Here is a 16,751-nt window from a genome sequence, read left to right as displayed (position 1 = left end):
ATTTCAGGAGCATTATGACTTTTTCATTATGACACAGATGAATGCGCGAAACCAAGCGGAAACCCGTATTTGAAACATAAATTTAAAATAACGGTTCTTTTGTCAGGCGCAGGATGTATCTGCATCAATTGACATTTGGTATAATTGGGCTACTTGAGAAAAGAAGGGTGAGGTATATGACTGAATTTCACGAATCCGGAAACAAAAATGACCCCGCTGTCGATTTAGATGAGGAAACTTTATTTTTGGTTGCCCAGACTTTTAAGGCGCTGTCTGACCCGACCAGAATCAGAATTCTCCATTTGCTGTCACAGGGTGAGCACGCGGTAAATGATATCGCAGAAAAGCTGAATTTGCTGCAGTCTACCGTTTCTCATCAGCTGCGTTTTCTTAAAAATCTGCGCCTCGTCAAATCACGCAGAGAAGGAACATCCATCTATTATTCTCCTGAGGATGAACATGTGTTAGATGTGCTTCAGCAAATGATTCACCATACGCGGCACGATTAAAAAACATCCCTGCTTTTTAGACAGGGATGTCAACCGTACTGACTGTTATTGGTTTGGTCTCTGCTCGTTTTTAAAACATAAAAAGAGAAGCCGCTGTAATAAACTGCGATGAAATAAAAGATACTGATGGTCAGCGGATCGGCCCCGACCGTTTGGCTGTATGCCTCCGGATGGGTAAAGTCCGCTGTGACCCGGTACATTTCAATAACGCGATAAACAAATCTCGATAGGAATAACGTTAATAGAATAAGTTCAATCCACAGGTGAGTGCGAAAATACATTTTTCCGCGGCGTTCTTCAAATGAAATGTTCCGTTTTGCAAACAGGACCAGAAGCCAGCCGCAAAAAGTGCCGAATATAAGATGGCCGTATAAAGCCGGGTGTGTGATGCTGAAAAACGCCAGAGCTGCGGCCAGCAATGAAAACAAAATCATTCTTGTATAAAGCCAGCGGGGTTTCAAAGGCTGAAAGCCGACGGACCGTTTCACCTTTTTATACAGAAAAAAGGCAATCATTAAGACAGGGCAGATGCTTTGAAGTGTGATATGCATGGTGTAGAACTCCCCCTCCGTTGAGTAGTGTATGCTTATCCGGCTGGTTTTAGTAGTCTGATTTATTCGCAGGCTGAAAGCATCTTTTATCACAGTATGCACGTTTCTTTTTTTTGCATAAGAGAAGCGCCCGCGCCTTTTTCAGGATTTAAACAGAAAACTCTTGATAAACTAACGGTATTAGTTATAATAAAACTAATGATATTAGTTTTTGGGGGGATGTTGATGAGAATCTTACAATACGGAACCGTTTGGCAGCTGACTTTTTTTCCCGCGCTCTTCCCGGTGAATTGTTATTTGGTTGAAGAAGAAGAAGGAGTAACCCTGATTGACGCCGGACTGCCTAACAGTCATAAAGGAATCAAACAAGCATTGCGGCAGCTTGGGAAGCCGCTGAATGACATATTACTCACCCACGCGCACGGGGATCACATCGGTTCGCTTGACTCATTAGCTGCGGAATTTCCGGATGCTTCCGTCTGTATTTCTGAGCGGGATTCTTTCTTGCTGAAAGGTGACACTTCATTATTTGAGCATGAAGCACAAACGCCGATAAAGGGGGGAGTGCCGAAAAATGTTCAGACCGAACCTGATCGCCTGCTGAAAGGCGGCGAGCGGATCGGATCTTTACTTGTCATTCCCGCTCCCGGTCATACGCCGGGAAGCCTCGCTTTTAAAGATATGAGAAATGATATGCTGATCGTCGGAGATGCCTTTCAAGTACGGGGCGGCCTTGCTGTTTCAGGGAAGCTGAAATGGAAATTTCCGTTTCCGGCTTTTGCTACGTGGAATAAAGAAGAAGCTGTAAAAACAGCAAGAACGCTTATCGCTCATCAACCAAGCAGTCTGGCCGCCGGACATGGAAATGTTCTCTGCAATCCCGTTGAAATGATGGCTGAGGCTGCTGAGGAAGCCGAACGAAGCCTGCCGGGAGGCCGATCATAATGTCACCGAGAGTCGGAATGAGCCTTGACATGATATTGAGAGCCGCAGCAGGCATCGCTGACGAAAAAGGGCTGAACGAAGTGACGCTTGCGGCTGTTGCAAAGTCCTTAAACGTAAAACCGCCTTCCCTTTACAATTTTGTCAATGGCCTTCAAGGAATTAAAGCAGAGCTGGCTGTCTCCGGTTTAACTATGTTATATGAAAAAATGGCGGCCTCTGCAGAAGGACTGACGGGCGAAACGGCTTTGCTTGCTCTCGCCGATGCCTATATCAATTTCGCCGAAGCCAATCCCGGATTATATGACGCAACATTTCAAAAGATAAAAGATGGCCGGATTGAGAATCTGTCAAGCCTGCTTGTAGGGCTTGTTGTCAGGCAGCTGACAGCTAACGGATATGCACAGTCTGACACTGCGATTCATGCTGCGAGAGGACTGAGGAGCCTTCTTCACGGATTTGCCGTGTTGAGAAAACAGAGTGCATTTGAATTAACCGAATCAATTAAGGAAAGCCGGAAGTTTGCAGTTGTTGCTTTCCTAAGAGGTTTGCAGGAGAGGAAACAATAATATTATTATGTAAACTAAATAAAAAGACGCATCATGTAAAAAGGAGGGACAAATGGATTCATTACAACATATCATTTGTGAGCGGCGCACCTATTCACATATTTTTGATTCTCATGCACACACATACTGTCAAATGCTCTTTCCGCTCGAAGGACAGCTGGACCTGGAGACAGAAAGACGTAAAATCAGATTAAAACCTGATCAAATGTTGTATATTCCGCCCGGGCATGAACATCGGTTCCGTTCTTTGGAGCGAAATGAATGTCTCGTTCTCGACATACCGGCATATTTTTTCAAAGGTTCATTTGCCCCCGGCGTTCTGAATAAGCTTGATCCTTTTTGGACATCGATTCGGTTTCTGCTGACAGAAGAGACAAAGCAGCAATCGGCTCATTCATTGAGTCTGCTTGCAGAATATATTGCTGAAAAGATACAAGAAAACCGTACAAATGATTCAATTGCGTATATCCGCCGAAATCTCTCAAAGACTTTTACAATTAAAGAGCTTGCCGCAATGGAACATTACCACCCGGCGTATTATTCCGACTGGTTTAAAAAGCAGACGGGGAAAAGCCCGCAAGCTTATATTGCTGAGCTCCGTATGAAGAAAGCGGAACAAATGCTTATTGAAACAAAATGCCGGCTGACAGACATCAGTCAGGAGGTCGGCTTTCAAAATTTGTCTTCCTTTACCAGATGGTTTGTCAGACATAAGGGAATAACGCCGCGTGTCTTCCGAAACACCTTTCAATCTGATAAATAATCCTGAAAATCGGTTAAATAAACTACGTCTTTTTTTGATATCATGATTGTAAAAAAGGAGTTTTTGATATGGCAGTCATCGAAGATTTTATCAAGCTTGATCTCAGAATAGGAACGGTCGTAAAAGCGGAAGTATTCCCGGAAGCAAAGGTGCCGGCCATTAAGATGACAATAGATTTCGGCGAAGAGATCGGCATGAAACAATCAAGCGCCCAGATTACAAAACGGTACGAACCGGGTGATCTGACGGGCAGACAGGTTACAGCTATTGTCAACTTTTTGCCGCGGCGGATCGCCGGATTTAAGTCAGAAGTTCTCGTTCTCGGCGGCATCCCGGAAAAAGGAGACGTTGTCCTGCTTACGCCAGAGCAGACAGTACCGAACGGAACGAAAATCGGATAATAAAAAAAGACGTTTGCAGAAGCAAACGTCTTTTGCGTATTGAGGCGATACACCACACGCCACATTCGTGTGTGCCGCAAGGGCATGTGCATCGACTTACACAATTCAGCTCATCGCTATATCAATATAGCATGGCGGGTGCGGAAATGCAAGAGATTTTTTAATATATGTTATATCTGGCTTTGTTTTGCCGATCCCCGATCTTTCGTGTAAGGTTTTGTTTGAAATTTTATGATCTTGAATAAAGCAGTTCGACAAATGCAAGAGATTCATCTAATCTTATATCCTGTGGTAAAATTTAGGAATAAAGAAGCGGGAAGGAGACGTAAATGAAAGTATTTGAAGCAGCCTCGTTCATTTCAGCCGCAGAAAAGCGAGCAAAAGAATACGATCAGATTAGAGAACAATTTATTAATCTCAGAAAAGCATTTCAAGGAATGGCTGATTTAGATGACAGTGGGTTTTCAGGCAAAGGCGCTGATAACATCAAAGCATTCTTCCAAGATCACGCTGGTGTCACAGACAGCTGGCTTGATCTGATCGATATGAAGATTGCTTTTCTTAACAGTATTTCAGGAAAAGTAGCTGATGCCGGATTAGCCGATTCGTTTGTGGAAGAGTCATTTTTAGAACATGAGTTGATTCATGCGAAGAATAAATCAAAAGCCATCATGCAAGAGCAGCGGAATGAAATGAGGGATATTCTTAATGAGATAAGTGATATCATTCATCTTGATGTTTTCTCGACAGAGGATGTCGATCAAAAGCTGGATTCAGCAGATAAAAAACGGGATGAGACCATACATAAGCTCGGAAAGCTTGATCATGATCTAACGAAAGAATACGCAGAAACCGAGGCAAACGAACATTTCATTCAGGCAGATTTTCAGCAGCTTCAAAATGCAACGGGTAAAGGGAAAAACGCCACTCCGCTTCACTATAACGCCAAGGCATACCGAGAAAGCGACATACATAAGAAAAAAGACGAGATTGCAAGACACTCAGACACATATTTAACGTTTAAAAAGGAAGAAGCGAAAGAGCGGGAAATCAAGGATCTGAAGAAAAAACTCGCCGACGGTGTGACCGATCCAGATGAATATTTAGAAATTGCGAAGAAGATCGGCTATGAAACCCTTGAACCTTCCCAGCAGCAATATGTCATTCAGCTTGAACAAGCAAAACAGCTGGAAGAAGCCGGAGAAGTGACTTGGAATATATTAAAAGGAGCCGGCGTTGGTTTATATGATGTCGGGAAAGACACGGTAACCGGTCTATGGGACTTCATAACCGATCCGGGAGAAACCTTGTCAGCACTGGGGAATGCAGTACTTCATCCTGTTAAAACATATGATGCTGTTTCAGCAGCAATCGAGGAATCGTATCAAAAGGATATGGTAAATGGAGATGCTTACTCCAGATCAAGATGGGTGACATATGCAATTGGTTCAGCAGCTGTGGCTGTCGTCGGAACGAAAGGCGCAGGAGCTGTTAACAAAGCTGATGCGGCGGGGAAGGTCATAAACAAGGCAGGACAGGCAGGGAAGAAAATTAAAGACGTTAAGATTGCAGATTTGCTTCCTTATAACTCTAAGTATGATCTTGCTCTGGCGGGTGACGTACCATACAATGTGGTTGACAGCCAAAACCTTAAAAATGAACTTTTGACCTATGCAAAGAAAATCCCGGATGGAACGAGAAAGCCGTTTACTGGTCAAGAAATAAACCTTCCTTGGTTTTAAATAAAGAAAAGTATGGTGCCTTTGAGGTTAAGGGCAAGGTAAAAGCAAAGGGAAAAGTTAAAGACATAAGCCGCAGAGTGTATACTATGAAAGATATTGATATGAACCAAAAAACAGAATTTGGCGTAACAAATCTTCAGCTTATGAAAAACGGTAATGCTCCTTATGCAAAAGATGGCACACAGATTAATTTACATCACTTGATTCAAGAAGAACCTGGCCCAATGCTTGAAATCCCACACAGTTTACATACAAAATATAGTGATGTTATTCATAAGCTTAAGACTGATGGTGAAAGTTTTAGAAATGATAAGGTTTTAAAAGCACAATATGAAAGCTTTCGAAAGAGATATTGGAAGTGGAGAGCGAAACAATTTGAGAATGAGAATTGAGGTGTTTAAATTAAATGATTTATTCAAAGGTTGAAAACTTTATTAATGAAAACAAGCAAAATGCTATATTCACAGAGGGTGCAAGCCATGAAAACATAACTCGCATTGAAGAAATCCTCCAATGCGAACTTCCTATTAGCTATAAATGGTTCTTAGAAAAATACGGTGCTGGTGGTTTATTTGGGGTTTTAGTTTTAGGCTATAACTTCGATCATGCGTCAGTTGCAGATAAAACTAAAGAATATAAACAACATTATGGACTTGCTGATGGTCTTGTTGTCATAGAAGATGTTGATTTCTTTGCTTACTGTCTAGATACGAATAAAATGAAAGACGGAGAATGCCCTGTAGTGGAATGGGATAGGATAATTGGCTATCAAGATATCGTTGCAGAAAGCTTTATCGAATTTTTTTATAATAAGATTCAGGAAGCGAAAGATGACTGGGAAGAAGATGAAGACTGGGACGATTAATAAAAGAAAGCTCTCTTTTAGAGAGCTTTTTTCAGATTTTCAATTTTTAACAGGCTTTATAATGAGCAAGCAGGCATTACTCAAAATACTCGCCGCGCCTATCCAAAGCAGCCATTGTGTTGCGGTCAGCCATGAGGCAGTTAGGATAAAGAGTCCAATGGCAATTGATATATAATTGCCGGCTCGGTCCAGTTTACGGTTGCAATGAATTTTGTATTTAGTATGAGAAATAAATTGATCAATTTTATCTTTCAGCTCATAGCATTTTTCCTTCATTTTATCCTCTGTTTCTTTTACTTTTCGATAAAGCATATTATTCATCGTCTGCACTCCCATATCGCCGTTTTGAAAATTCAGCCATGATTTTTTCTTCATAGTCATCTGAGATGAATTGTGCCTGATCTTCAACTTTCAAATGTGCTTTTTCTTCAAAACCATCCTGTTCTTCACCATCAAAACGATAAAGTTTTTGCAATAGCCTCCAGAATGTTTCAATTTCATCAGTTGTGAAGTCATGAAACATATCCGCTAAAAAATAGGTGGATTTTTCTGAACAGGAAATTAACGCTTTTTTTCCTTCAGCGGTAATCTCAATATTGATTGCACGTTTATCCAGTTTGCTTGGCACAGTGTGAACATATCCTTTTTTCGCGAGGCTTGAAATTAATTTGTTAGCGGTTTGTTTTGTTGTGCCCAGCTTTTTAGCGATATTCATAAGTGTGGTATCTTCCGTCGGTAAATGGGCAATAGCAATAAGAGTCATGTGCTGTCGGGAAGTCAACATTTCTAAGTATTCGTCCCCCCGAGCCTGCACTTTATTGACAACCGAAAATAATGATGCGTAACTTTGTTGCATAACATGCAGTTCCTTCATTAATAAATTAATATCCATAAGGTATCTCCTATCTTAATTGTCACCATGTTGACAATTATAATATACAACGAAATGGGGAACAAGTCAACATGGTGACTAATTGGAGGGGTTACGGCTGTTTTCAAAAATGTCACAGGCAGTCGGAGTGTTTACAGAAGGGGTAATAAGTAAAAGAATGCGAAAAGGCATTAATCCAAAGTGAGAAGGTGTTTGACATGCAGAAAGTGAACTGGTCAGAACAGTATGAATGGTTCAATAAACAAGATGAAAAAGACGGGCGTTTAATGGCGCTCCTTCGTCATGAGCTTACATATGAGGAAGTCATACGGTTATATAAGAAAGGGTTTTATTTGAAATCTAAAGAAGGGGATGTTTCGTTACGTAAGAATGATATCTGTCGTATGTTTGGGGTTGAAGAGAGGCAGGGCGGCGAATCTTAATAAACGGGAAGAGAAAAACTCTTCCCGCTTTTCATGGCAGCTGTTATTCTTTTTCCAGCATGGAAGTCAGCCATTCTCTTAATGCAGTTTTCTGTACATACCGCTTTCCGTTTCTCGTGATATGCGGAATGTCGGAGGTGTCGGGCACGATTTGTTTCGCTTCTTCCTTGGTAACTCCGAAATAATACCAATATAGAAGTGTAAATCTTTTTCTTTAATGAGAATGTGGTCAGTGTGTTCATGAGGATCAGGTGATTTAAAATTTTTCAATCCGTCTCCTATGAAATATCCGGCTAAAGCGATTCCGATGCCGGTATGATATCCATACAGCAAACCTCCAATAAACGTTATCACTTTTTATACGGTGAAGCCGGCTGAAAGGATTCAGCCTTCATCAAAACCGCCCGGCGTTTATTGCGGACGGTTTTGATTGCTGAGCTTTTCCACCTGCACCTTTCCGGAGAAGAAAACAGCGCCTCCGCCCATATCCGCCAGCCGATCGGGCGTGAGCGAATTGACGAGCTGTTTTTTATCATCCATATCGGCCCAAAGACCTTGGCTGACTGCAACGCCGGGAAGCACCTGTTCGCCGACCGAAACTGTCAATTCACACTCTCCGCGGTGATTCCAAACTCTAACGGTTTCCCCGTCTTCTATGTTCCGGCGTACAGCATCTTCTGTATGAATAAAAAGCTTTGGCGCTTTTTCCAGTTTTACGTGTTTTTCGTTATTCGAAAATGTCGAATTTAAAAAATTATGATTCGGTCCCGGGACAAATAAAAGCGGAAAATCGTCATCTCTCTCAAGAGGGATGTGTGTCGGCAGCGCCGGATAACCGTCCTGTTTCATCTTTTCCGAATATAATTCAATTTTTCCGCTCGGTGTTTTGAGCTTTCCCGGAAAAAGCGGTTTTTTCCGTTTGGCTTTCATGAAGGAATGGCGTGAGAGCGCTTCGTAATCAATATCCTCGATATACGGATTGTCGGGAAAGTCCAGCGCCTGTCTGATCAATTCTTCATCGGTATCCTGAAGCTCCTGCTCGGTAAATCCCATTGCTCCGGCAAGCAAACGGAACACTTCCGTATTCGATTTGCTGTCCCCGCAGGGTTCGATCACCGGTTTTTGCAGCTGAATAAAATGATGCCAGTAAGACGTGTAAAAATCCGTGTTTTCCAAAGCGGATGCAGCAGGGAGCACGATATCCGCGTATTTGGCGGTTTCCGTTAAAAACAGATCGTGAACGACTGTAAATAAATCCTCCCGCAGCAGGCCTTTTCTGACTTTATTCGCTTCCGGCGCAACCACTGCGGGATTCGTACCGTAAATAAACAGGGAGCGCACGGGCGGTTTTGTTTCTAAAAGAACGCTTCCGAGCCTGTTCATATTAAATGATCGTGGCTTCCTGCCGTAAAGCAGATCAGGCCGCTGGAGCGCTTGTCTGTTATAGTTTAATACCGCGCTGTTGTGCTTGATTGCGCCTCCTCCGGTGTTGAGCCACTGTCCTGTAACAGCCGGAAGGCAGGCAACGGTGCGGACGATCATTCCGCCATTGTCATGGTGCTGAATGCCGTTTCCGATCCTGATAAGGGAAGGGGAGGTTTCCCCGTACATTCTCGCAAGGCGTCTGATATCGTCGGCTTTAACGCCTGTAATAGCAGAAACCGTTTCCGGATCATAGTGTTTAACATGCGCTTTTAATTCGTCACTGCCTTCGGTGTATTCTGTGAGAAATGCTTCATCGTGAAGGTTTTCGTCGAATAAGACATGCATGATACCGAGGGCGAGTGCGGCATCTGTGCCGGGGCGAATGGGAATAAACCAATCGGCAAGCCGGCCGGTTTGGTTCTTATGTACATCGATAACGACAATTTTAGCCCCTTTTTTCCGGGCTTTTTGAGCAATCATGACTTGGTGCATATTCGTGCTGACGGCATTGATCCCCCAAAAAATAAAGAGCTTTGCATGTATGGTCTCCTCCGGATCAGTACCCGCTCCTTCTCCCATTGTATAGTTATAGCCTTCAGAACCGGCTTTGCTGCAGATCGTCCGTTCGAGATGACTCGCTCCGAGACGATGGAAAAAACGGCGGTCCATTCCCTCTGCCGCCAGTTTTCCCATATTGCCGTAAAAGCTGTACGGAAGAATGCTTTCCGCTCCTTCTTCGGCAATAAGCTCTTTCCAGCGCGCACTGATCGTATTGATCGCTTCCTCCCAGGAAATAGGCGCAAACGCGGCTTCACCTTTTTTACCGATCCGTTTTAACGGAACGGTTACGCGCTTTTCATCATAAATGCGCTCAGCCATGTGTCTGACTTTGTTGCAAATATTCCCTGATGTGACCGGGTGATCGGGGTCTCCCTGAATGTTAACGATTTTTCCGTCTTTTTTTGTCACAAGCAAGCCGCATTGATCGGGACAGTCTAGTGAGCATACCGACTTAAAGACCCCGTTCGGCTGTGTTGCAGCAGAATTCATAGCCCATTTCTCCTCTTTGTTTATATTGTAAGCATTATAACATTTCAAAATCGAACGTCAATTCAGAAAAAAAGTGTTGACATCACGGAAAGACTTTTCTATGATGAGTTTATTCTTTTAAACAGCCTGACAATTTCATCATTTTATTTTCTATCCAGAGAGGTGGAGGGACTGGCCCTACGAAACCTCGGCAACATTTATTGTGCCAATTCCAGCAAGCGTATGCTTGAAAGATAGGAAAGAATGATCTATACATATTTGTGCGCTTCAAGCGCATAAAGACGGTATATGAATCTCTTTCCTTCTTTGGGGAAAGAGATTTTTTTATGACAAAATTTATGTGAAAAGGATGTTTTGCACCATGACGGTTTTAATTACCGCACCATATCACGACGAGGGGCTGAAGGAGCTGACTGAGCTGTTCGGCCGGACTGTGCACCGGCCGTGGAAGAAGCACGGCCGGGCCTATCGGGAAGATGAATTGATCCGAATGATTCAAGAGACAAACGCGTCGGGGCTTATCACTGAACTTGATGAGGTGTCTGAGCGTGTTATTGACATATTGCCTGATTCCGCTTTTATCGGTGTCTGCAGAGGAATGCCGTCTAACGTGAATATTGCGGCGGCGACTAAAAGAAAAATCCCCGTTTTCTTTACACCGGCCCGCAATGCCCAGGCTGTTGCTGAAATGTTTATCGGAAATGTGATTTCATTTTTGCGTCATACGTATTCTTCCCATCAGTGGCTGAAAGACGGGAAGTGGAATGGTGATTATTTGCAGGCTTACGTCAAATTCAGAGGAAATGAGCTGACGGGGAAAACAGTCGGCCTTATCGGTTTCGGAGCCGTCGGACAGAGAATCGCCCGGCTATTGGCCGCTTTTGACTGCAAGGTGCTTTACTATGATCCATTTGTCCATCATGAAAACCGGGAGTATGAAAAAACGACGATTGAACGGGTATTTTCTGAAAGTGATATTGTTTCCGTTCACTTGCCGCGTACAGAAGAAACCATCGGCCTTATCGGCGCCCGGCACTTTCAATTGATGAAACAGGAAGCTGTTTTTGTCAATACGTCAAGAGCGGTGGTTACAGACAGGGAAGAGCTGCTGCGGGTGCTGAAAGAACGGCGGATTAAGGGAGCGATCCTTGACGTGTTTTATCACGAACCGCCAGAATCTTCTGATTATGAATTGATCTCTTTGCCTAATGTATTAGCGATTCCCCATTTAGCGGGCGCAACATTTGAAGTGGAAGATCATCATGTGAAGATTTTAAATGAAGCGCTTTTCAAATGGAAACAAGATCAAACCTGCTCAATACGTGAACTTTATAACAAAAGAGAACTTGAAACGGAAGGAGGAGGCTGTAATGGCTGAACAAAAAGGCTACCTTGTATTTGACATCGGGACGGGGAATGCGCGAGTCGCGGTCGTGACTGCCGGCGGCGAAGTGACCGCGCTTGAAAGGGAAGACATTGAATATGTGACGGATCCGCTTTATCCGGACGGACGATATTTCTCACCGGAAAGATTATGGACGCAAATCAGCGCTATGGCAAGGAAGGTTATTGCCAAAAGCCCACATATTACATTAATCGGAATCACCTCCACAAGCCAGAGGCAGGGAATTGTTCTGATCAATAAAGGTAAAAAGGCATTTCTCGGTCTGCCCAACATTGATAACAGAGGCCGTGAATGGGAAGACGGGATTGAGACAAAAGAAGAAGTGCATCAGCAAACCGGACGTCTTCCGAGCGCTTTATTTTCCGCCATGAAACTTGTCGGATTAAAAGCTAGACAGCCGTCTTTATGGAAAGAAGTGAAGTACATCACAAGCATCAGTGACTGGGTGACATTTGAGCTGAGCGGTATTTTAAGCTATGAACCGTCACAGGCTGCTGAAACACTGCTGTTTGACGTAAGGAAAAAGGCGTGGTCAGAGAAATTATGCAACATCTTCGGTGTGCCTTCTGCCATTCTTCCTTCACTCGTCCGATCTGGGACGGTTGTCGGAATGTTAACGTTTAAGAAAGCGGCGGTTCTCGGTCTATCTGAAAGAGTGCCTGTGATTGCAGGCGGGGGAGACACACAGCTTGCCATCAAAAGTGCAGATGCAAAGCCGGGAGATATCGTCATCGTATCCGGCACGACGACGCCGATTACAAAGATAACAGCGGAGACCGGAACCGAAAGTTTAACGAATGCATGGCTGAATTGCCATACAGAAGAAGGTCAATGGCTTCTTGAAACGAATCCGGGTGTAACAGGACTCAATTATCAAAAATTAAAATCCATTTTTTATCCGAATGAATCCTACGGCGTTATGGAACGGGAAATCGCAAGTCTGCCGAAACATGATCATGCTTGTATTTCTGCGTTAGGCTCCTATTTATCGCCTGAGAAAAACGCACTGGCAAAAGGCGGATTTATTTTTGACGCTCCGCTGTCCCAAAACTTAAGCAGAGCCCATTTTGTCAAAGCCGCACTGCTGGAAATCGCTTTTTCAATCAAATGGAACTATGAGGCGTTAATAGAGGTGGCTTCCTTTTCACAAGATGATGTGAAGGTGTGCGGCGGCGGTTTCCAAAGTGATGCTTTGACGCAGTTTCTTGCTAACCTTCTCCAAAAGAAAATCTATAAGAGAGAGGGGTTCAGCCAGGCATCCGCAATGGGAGCGGCGATGATTTGCAACGAAGCTCTCGGTGTGAAAGCAGAGCTTTCGAGCCGCACAAAGGTAATTGAGCCGGAAGCGGATCAGACGGATCTCTTCCTATATGAAGAATGGAAACATACGCAAAAATTATTTACTCATTTTCAGCCGGCGGTGAAAGCCTGACTTGGGGATGAGATGACAACATGAAAGATTGCTGAGGAGGAACAAAAATGCTTAATAAAATAGGAATTCCAAAACAGCTCGCATGGGGATTTTTGGGAGTCGTGCTGTTTATGATGGGGGACGGCCTTGAACAAGGCTGGCTCAGCCCGTTTTTAGTTGAAAACGGCTTGACGGTACAGCAATCAGCATCCCTGTTTACAGTTTACGGTATTTCTCTCGCTGTGGCGTCTTGGTTTTCAGGGGTCTGCCTCGAAGCCTTCGGCGCAAAGCGGACGATGTTTATGGGGCTGTTGTTTTACGTTATCGGAACAGCCGCATTTATCGCATACGGATTTGAAAATCTTAATTTGCCGGTGATGTATGTCACGTATTTTATTAAAGGGCTGGGTTATCCGCTGTTTGCCTATTCTTTTTTGACATGGGTGATTTACCGGTCGCCGAAAAACAGGCTCAGTACGGCGGTCGGCTGGTTCTGGATTGCATATTGCTGCGGGATGTTTGTATTCGGTGCTTGGTATTCAAGCTGGGCCATCAAATCCTTCGGCTATTTGAATACACTGTGGAGTTCAATTTTCTGGGTCTGCCTCGGCGCGTTTTTTGCTTTGATTTTAAATAGGGACCGCTTTGAAAAGAAAAAGGCAGATAAGCGGGAAAAGGCGCAGGAATTAATGAAGGGAATCACCATCCTTGCTGAAAATCCGCGCGTGCTCTCTGGGGGGATCATTCGGATCATTAACAGCATCGGTACATACGGATTTCCGGTATTTCTTCCGATGCATATGGCGCAGCACGGCATTTCTACAAATGTATGGCTTCAAATTTGGGGAACGATCTTTCTCGGAAATATCGTCTTTAACTTGATCTTCGGCGCAGTCGGCGATGCCTTCGGCTGGAAAAAGACTGTCATGTGGTTCGGGGGAGTGGGCTGCGGCATTTTTACTCTTTTATTATATTATGCTCCTGTTGTATCACATGGGAACTTGCTTTTCGTCAGCATTGTCGGTTTTATATGGGGAGGGCTCCTCGCCGGGTTCGTTCCGATCGGGGCTATCGTGCCGACGGCGGCCGGCAGCGATAAAGGTGCTGCCATGTCTGTGTTAAATCTGGCTGCGGGCCTGTCGGCATTTGTCGGCCCCGCGCTTGCCTGGGCGTTCATCGGACTTGTCGGCGCACAAGGCGTTGTATGGATTTTCGCAGCGCTCTATTTCGTAAGTGCAATCTTGACAAATCAAATCAAAATACCTGAAGAGAAAACGGCAAAACACAATAAAGCATTGCCTGAATACGCTTCTTAACAGCAGCGCCCCGAAAATTCGGGGCGTTTTTTTACAGCTGCTGAAGAAACCCGGCAAAGCGCTGAATTTGTTCACGTAACGATTGTTTGTTTTCGTGAAATTGTTTGAAACGATGTCCGTTTGCTCCGGACGGATGCGGGAAGCCTTCCAGAATGACCGCATGACCCATTCTGCCGTTCTTCTTCAGCATGCGGCAGGCTGATTCTGCTGCTTTGCCGAGAGGGATAAGCAGAATGTCCTTTTTCATCATTTCTATTTCATCCGGAAAACATGTCAGCGCGTAACGGCTGAGAAGAGCTGACCTGCTGATTGCCGGCCGATGTCCCGTATAGTTTTTCTGTTTATAAAAAACAGGGTGTTTGATAACGGACGTTGTATGAAGCAGCTCCCGTTTTGAATCAAATAACCGGGATGAATCCTCAACGTGAAGCGCGGCCGGCAGACCGCATTCATTAAGCATTTCGATGATGTTCTGCCTCATTGAACCGGAAAGTCCGGCCGCTTTTTTTGTTTCATAGGCTATCGTTTCAAAAGTTTCGCCATCTTTTAAAAGCTGTGCCGCTTTTTTGTAAGCCAGCTGCATTTGAAAAAAACCGGGTGTGATTCCGGAAATGGCAACGACTGCATAAGGGTTAATATATTCATTATGAGGCGAATAATACAAATCCAGATCTCCGTCCTTAGCTAAATGGAAAGCCGGAGTCAGCAAATCCGATTTTGTAAACCCTCCCGAAGAAGATAGTGCTTTAAGCTGCTGCAAAAAATGCGCAAGCCGCTCACGATCGCAAATCATGTTATGCCTCCTTGAATCCGCCGGTTTCTCTTAGTGTCATCAAAAACGTCGGATGACATGCAGGCTCATACATCACTTTTACCGGCGTTCCAGAGCATCTTCAGGACGTGAGGCGTTCCTTTAACTTCGGCCGCCGTCGTTTGCACGGCTGTTTTTTTAGTGAGAAAATCTTCTTTCAGCTCTTTCTGCTTTTGCGATAACAGATCGGTTTCTGTTTTGATTTCATCAACGGCCGTCTGCATGGACGCTGTCGCGGCGTTAATCTTCTTTATATCAGGCGCTGTGTTTCTTTTAAAATGCACGGCGGATACGGCTGCATAAATTAATGCGGCAGCCGCAACGGCAGCACTGATATACAAAATGATGATCATCTGCTTTTCACTCCTTTTTTTCAGTTGATACCCTTTACGGATCGTGTTGAATCATTTTATTTGCTAATTGTTTTTTTTCTGCTTATAATGTGAAATCGTACATAAGGACATTCAGAAAGGGTGAAAGACGTGGAAAGTTTACAAAACAAAACGGCTCTTATCACGGGTGCGGGCAGAGGAATCGGCCGCGCCGCCGCTATCGCTTTAGCCAAAGAAGGAGTCAATATCGGTTTAATCGGGCGCACAGAAGCAAATGTCGAAAAGGTTGCGGAAGAAGTGAAAGCCCTTGGTGTAAAGGCATCATTCGCTGCTGCCGATGTAAAAAACCAAAAAGAGGTTGAACAAGCCGTCTCCTCTATTAAAGAAGAACTCGGTGAGATTGACATCTTGATTAACAATGCCGGAATCAGCAAATTCGGCGGATTTTTGGATCTTACGCCTGAAGAGTGGGAAGACATCATTCAAGTTAATGTAATGGGTGTATACCACGTGACACGCGCCGTTCTTCCTGAAATGATTGAGAGAAAATCAGGAGATATCATTAATATTTCTTCTACGGCGGGCCAAAGAGGCGCCGCGGCGACAAGTGCGTACAGCGCTTCTAAATTTGCCGTTCTCGGTCTGACTGAATCTCTCATGCAGGAAGTCAGAAAACACAATATCCGTGTCAGCGCAATGACTCCGAGCACGGTTGCCAGCGACATGTCTATTGAATTAAATCTGACAGACGGCAATCCGGAAAAAGTCATGCAGCCTGAGGATCTTGCAGAATATATGGTTGCTCAATTGAAATTACATCCGCGCATTTTCATCAAAACTGCCGGTTTGTGGTCAACCAATCCTTAAACAAAAGGGGACCTGTCTTCATGACGGGTCTTTTTTATTCCATTCGAAACGGTCCATCGGCGCTTCTGATTATCTTTTGAAGGGAGTGTTAATAGATCAAAAGATTCATCTTCTGAATTTCCGTGAACGGGGGAGTACCAGCGAAGCTGTCACAACCCGAAATAAGGAAATATCAAGATTAAAATAAGTTATAATTGGGGTAGCGTCAGAAAAATGCGGATTTACAACGTTAAGCAAATAAAGTTCCCAAAAGACGCTTTGGGAACTTTGGAAATTACAATTAATAATATAAACATTCAATCCTGCGATAATATAAAAAAAGTTGGATAACATACATTTATGATTATCCTGTTGTTTTTTATTTTTACTATAATCACTACAATTCTAAGTAGCTATCTAACTTGGTGATGGCACAATGTATAGCAATTTTTTCACCTGCGTACACCGCCAAATATTTAATTCTTATTGGACTAACGTG

Annotated in this window: 17 protein-coding genes, 2 pseudogenes and 1 riboswitch; of the genes and pseudogenes, 12 read left to right on the top strand and 7 right to left on the bottom strand. The window is 43.9% G+C overall.

Annotated elements, in window-relative coordinates:
* Positions 1–176 precede the first annotated feature (176 nt).
* Entirely contained in the window at positions 177–509 is a 333-nt protein-coding gene (gene czrA, locus NSQ37_RS16340) for a Zn(II)-responsive metalloregulatory transcriptional repressor CzrA (RefSeq protein WP_012117736.1), read from the top strand.
* 29 nt (positions 510–538) lie between these two features.
* Here the strand turns inward: czrA and NSQ37_RS16335 are convergent, their stop codons facing one another.
* Positions 539–1,060, bottom strand: coding sequence for a hypothetical protein (locus NSQ37_RS16335; protein WP_063095052.1), 522 nt, complete (start codon positions 1,058–1,060; stop codon positions 539–541).
* A gap of 225 nt (positions 1,061–1,285) precedes the next feature.
* Here NSQ37_RS16335 and NSQ37_RS16330 point away from each other — a divergent pair, with 225 nt between their 5' ends.
* The 6 genes and pseudogenes from NSQ37_RS16330 to NSQ37_RS16305 all read left to right on the top strand — a co-directional run bounded on the left by NSQ37_RS16330 (position 1,286) and on the right by NSQ37_RS16305 (position 6,342).
* Entirely contained in the window at positions 1,286–2,005 is a 720-nt protein-coding gene (locus tag NSQ37_RS16330; RefSeq protein ID WP_014418104.1) for an MBL fold metallo-hydrolase, read from the top strand.
* Positions 2,005–2,571, top strand: coding sequence for a TetR/AcrR family transcriptional regulator (locus tag NSQ37_RS16325; protein ID WP_076425261.1), 567 nt, complete (start codon positions 2,005–2,007; stop codon positions 2,569–2,571). The genes NSQ37_RS16330 and NSQ37_RS16325 overlap by 1 nt, the downstream gene beginning before the upstream one ends.
* A gap of 52 nt (positions 2,572–2,623) precedes the next feature.
* Positions 2,624–3,334 carry an AraC family transcriptional regulator gene (locus NSQ37_RS16320; protein WP_007407997.1) on the top strand — a complete coding sequence of 237 codons (711 nt, stop codon included), beginning with the start codon at positions 2,624–2,626 and terminating at the stop codon, positions 3,332–3,334.
* Between the two features lie 68 nt (positions 3,335–3,402).
* On the top strand, positions 3,403–3,735 hold the full coding sequence (gene csaA / locus NSQ37_RS16315) for a chaperone CsaA (protein ID WP_025284843.1): 333 nt from the start codon (positions 3,403–3,405) through the stop codon (positions 3,733–3,735).
* Positions 3,736–4,064: 329 nt separating this feature from the next.
* Positions 4,065–5,869: pseudogene (locus NSQ37_RS16310) on the top strand (T7SS effector LXG polymorphic toxin).
* A 14-nt stretch (positions 5,870–5,883) separates the two neighbouring features.
* Positions 5,884–6,342 carry an SMI1/KNR4 family protein gene (locus tag NSQ37_RS16305; protein WP_061581687.1) on the top strand — a complete coding sequence of 153 codons (459 nt, stop codon included), beginning with the start codon at positions 5,884–5,886 and terminating at the stop codon, positions 6,340–6,342.
* A gap of 39 nt (positions 6,343–6,381) precedes the next feature.
* Here the strand turns inward: NSQ37_RS16305 and NSQ37_RS16300 are convergent, their stop codons facing one another.
* Positions 6,382–6,663 carry a hypothetical protein gene (locus NSQ37_RS16300; protein WP_061581688.1) on the bottom strand — a complete coding sequence of 94 codons (282 nt, stop codon included), beginning with the start codon at positions 6,661–6,663 and terminating at the stop codon, positions 6,382–6,384.
* Complete coding sequence (locus NSQ37_RS16295) at positions 6,656–7,234, bottom strand: MarR family winged helix-turn-helix transcriptional regulator (protein WP_032869940.1); 579 nt, start codon at positions 7,232–7,234, stop codon at positions 6,656–6,658. Before NSQ37_RS16295 ends, NSQ37_RS16300 begins: the two co-directional genes overlap by 8 nt.
* Positions 7,235–7,431: 197 nt before the next feature.
* Here NSQ37_RS16295 and NSQ37_RS16290 point away from each other — a divergent pair, with 197 nt between their 5' ends.
* The gene (locus tag NSQ37_RS16290; protein WP_015417608.1) at positions 7,432–7,656 is read left to right on the top strand and encodes a hypothetical protein; all 225 of its coding nucleotides are present in this window, start codon (positions 7,432–7,434) and stop codon (positions 7,654–7,656) included.
* 43 nt (positions 7,657–7,699) lie between these two features.
* Here NSQ37_RS16290 and NSQ37_RS16285 read toward each other — a convergent pair.
* A pseudogene (locus NSQ37_RS16285) lies at positions 7,700–7,926 on the bottom strand (hypothetical protein).
* 141 nt (positions 7,927–8,067) lie between these two features.
* The gene (locus NSQ37_RS16280; RefSeq protein WP_032869938.1) at positions 8,068–10,131 is read right to left on the bottom strand and encodes a molybdopterin oxidoreductase family protein; all 2,064 of its coding nucleotides are present in this window, start codon (positions 10,129–10,131) and stop codon (positions 8,068–8,070) included.
* A gap of 147 nt (positions 10,132–10,278) precedes the next feature.
* A riboswitch (SAM riboswitch) is annotated at positions 10,279–10,371 on the top strand.
* A gap of 121 nt (positions 10,372–10,492) precedes the next feature.
* On the opposite strand from NSQ37_RS16280, the gene NSQ37_RS16275 reads away from it, so the two are divergent.
* The 3 genes from NSQ37_RS16275 to NSQ37_RS16265 are packed head-to-tail and all read left to right on the top strand — an operon-like array spanning position 10,493 to position 14,263.
* Positions 10,493–11,509 carry a 2-hydroxyacid dehydrogenase gene (locus NSQ37_RS16275; RefSeq protein WP_341124175.1) on the top strand — a complete coding sequence of 339 codons (1,017 nt, stop codon included), beginning with the start codon at positions 10,493–10,495 and terminating at the stop codon, positions 11,507–11,509.
* A complete protein-coding gene (locus NSQ37_RS16270; RefSeq protein WP_047935793.1) occupies positions 11,502–12,968 on the top strand; it encodes an FGGY-family carbohydrate kinase in 1,467 nt (488 codons plus the stop codon). The genes NSQ37_RS16275 and NSQ37_RS16270 overlap by 8 nt, the downstream gene beginning before the upstream one ends.
* Positions 12,969–13,015: 47 nt before the next feature.
* Positions 13,016–14,263, top strand: coding sequence for an RbtT/DalT/CsbX family MFS transporter (locus NSQ37_RS16265; RefSeq protein WP_007407341.1), 1,248 nt, complete (start codon positions 13,016–13,018; stop codon positions 14,261–14,263).
* A gap of 31 nt (positions 14,264–14,294) precedes the next feature.
* Here NSQ37_RS16265 and NSQ37_RS16260 read toward each other — a convergent pair whose 3' ends face one another.
* Together NSQ37_RS16260 and NSQ37_RS16255 are read right to left on the bottom strand one after the other, a co-directional pair.
* Positions 14,295–15,056 carry a hypothetical protein gene (locus tag NSQ37_RS16260; RefSeq protein WP_007407342.1) on the bottom strand — a complete coding sequence of 254 codons (762 nt, stop codon included), beginning with the start codon at positions 15,054–15,056 and terminating at the stop codon, positions 14,295–14,297.
* A 65-nt stretch (positions 15,057–15,121) separates the two neighbouring features.
* The gene (locus NSQ37_RS16255) at positions 15,122–15,427 is read right to left on the bottom strand and encodes a hypothetical protein (RefSeq protein WP_012117722.1); all 306 of its coding nucleotides are present in this window, start codon (positions 15,425–15,427) and stop codon (positions 15,122–15,124) included.
* A gap of 129 nt (positions 15,428–15,556) precedes the next feature.
* On the opposite strand from NSQ37_RS16255, the gene NSQ37_RS16250 reads away from it, so the two are divergent.
* Complete coding sequence (locus NSQ37_RS16250; RefSeq protein WP_007407344.1) at positions 15,557–16,273, top strand: 3-ketoacyl-ACP reductase; 717 nt, start codon at positions 15,557–15,559, stop codon at positions 16,271–16,273.
* Positions 16,274–16,751: the final 478 nt, after the last annotated feature.

The sequence above is a fragment of the Bacillus sp. FSL P4-0334 genome (assembly GCF_038004825.1).
Classification (GTDB): domain Bacteria; phylum Bacillota; class Bacilli; order Bacillales; family Bacillaceae; genus Bacillus; species Bacillus velezensis.
This window is presented reverse-complemented; position numbering and strand designations above follow the sequence as displayed.

Excerpts from the sequence above, each read along its gene's own strand:
- NSQ37_RS16320 (WP_007407997.1), top strand. The coding sequence starts at position 2,624 with ATGGATTCATTACAACATATCATTTGTGAGCGGCGCACCTATTCACAT.
- NSQ37_RS16260 (WP_007407342.1), bottom strand. The coding sequence starts at position 15,056 with ATGATTTGCGATCGTGAGCGGCTTGCGCATTTTTTGCAGCAGCTTAAA.
- NSQ37_RS16325 (WP_076425261.1), top strand. The coding sequence starts at position 2,005 with ATGTCACCGAGAGTCGGAATGAGCCTTGACATGATATTGAGAGCCGCA.
- NSQ37_RS16265 (WP_007407341.1), top strand. The coding sequence starts at position 13,016 with ATGCTTAATAAAATAGGAATTCCAAAACAGCTCGCATGGGGATTTTTG.
- NSQ37_RS16280 (WP_032869938.1), bottom strand. The coding sequence starts at position 10,131 with ATGAATTCTGCTGCAACACAGCCGAACGGGGTCTTTAAGTCGGTATGC.
- NSQ37_RS16335 (WP_063095052.1), bottom strand. The coding sequence starts at position 1,060 with ATGCATATCACACTTCAAAGCATCTGCCCTGTCTTAATGATTGCCTTT.
- czrA (WP_012117736.1), top strand. The coding sequence starts at position 177 with ATGACTGAATTTCACGAATCCGGAAACAAAAATGACCCCGCTGTCGAT.
- NSQ37_RS16330 (WP_014418104.1), top strand. The coding sequence starts at position 1,286 with ATGAGAATCTTACAATACGGAACCGTTTGGCAGCTGACTTTTTTTCCC.
- NSQ37_RS16300 (WP_061581688.1), bottom strand. The coding sequence starts at position 6,663 with ATGAATAATATGCTTTATCGAAAAGTAAAAGAAACAGAGGATAAAATG.
- NSQ37_RS16305 (WP_061581687.1), top strand. The coding sequence starts at position 5,884 with ATGATTTATTCAAAGGTTGAAAACTTTATTAATGAAAACAAGCAAAAT.
- NSQ37_RS16270 (WP_047935793.1), top strand. The coding sequence starts at position 11,502 with ATGGCTGAACAAAAAGGCTACCTTGTATTTGACATCGGGACGGGGAAT.
- NSQ37_RS16275 (WP_341124175.1), top strand. The coding sequence starts at position 10,493 with ATGACGGTTTTAATTACCGCACCATATCACGACGAGGGGCTGAAGGAG.
- NSQ37_RS16255 (WP_012117722.1), bottom strand. The coding sequence starts at position 15,427 with ATGATCATCATTTTGTATATCAGTGCTGCCGTTGCGGCTGCCGCATTA.
- NSQ37_RS16290 (WP_015417608.1), top strand. The coding sequence starts at position 7,432 with ATGCAGAAAGTGAACTGGTCAGAACAGTATGAATGGTTCAATAAACAA.
- NSQ37_RS16295 (WP_032869940.1), bottom strand. The coding sequence starts at position 7,234 with ATGGATATTAATTTATTAATGAAGGAACTGCATGTTATGCAACAAAGT.
- csaA (WP_025284843.1), top strand. The coding sequence starts at position 3,403 with ATGGCAGTCATCGAAGATTTTATCAAGCTTGATCTCAGAATAGGAACG.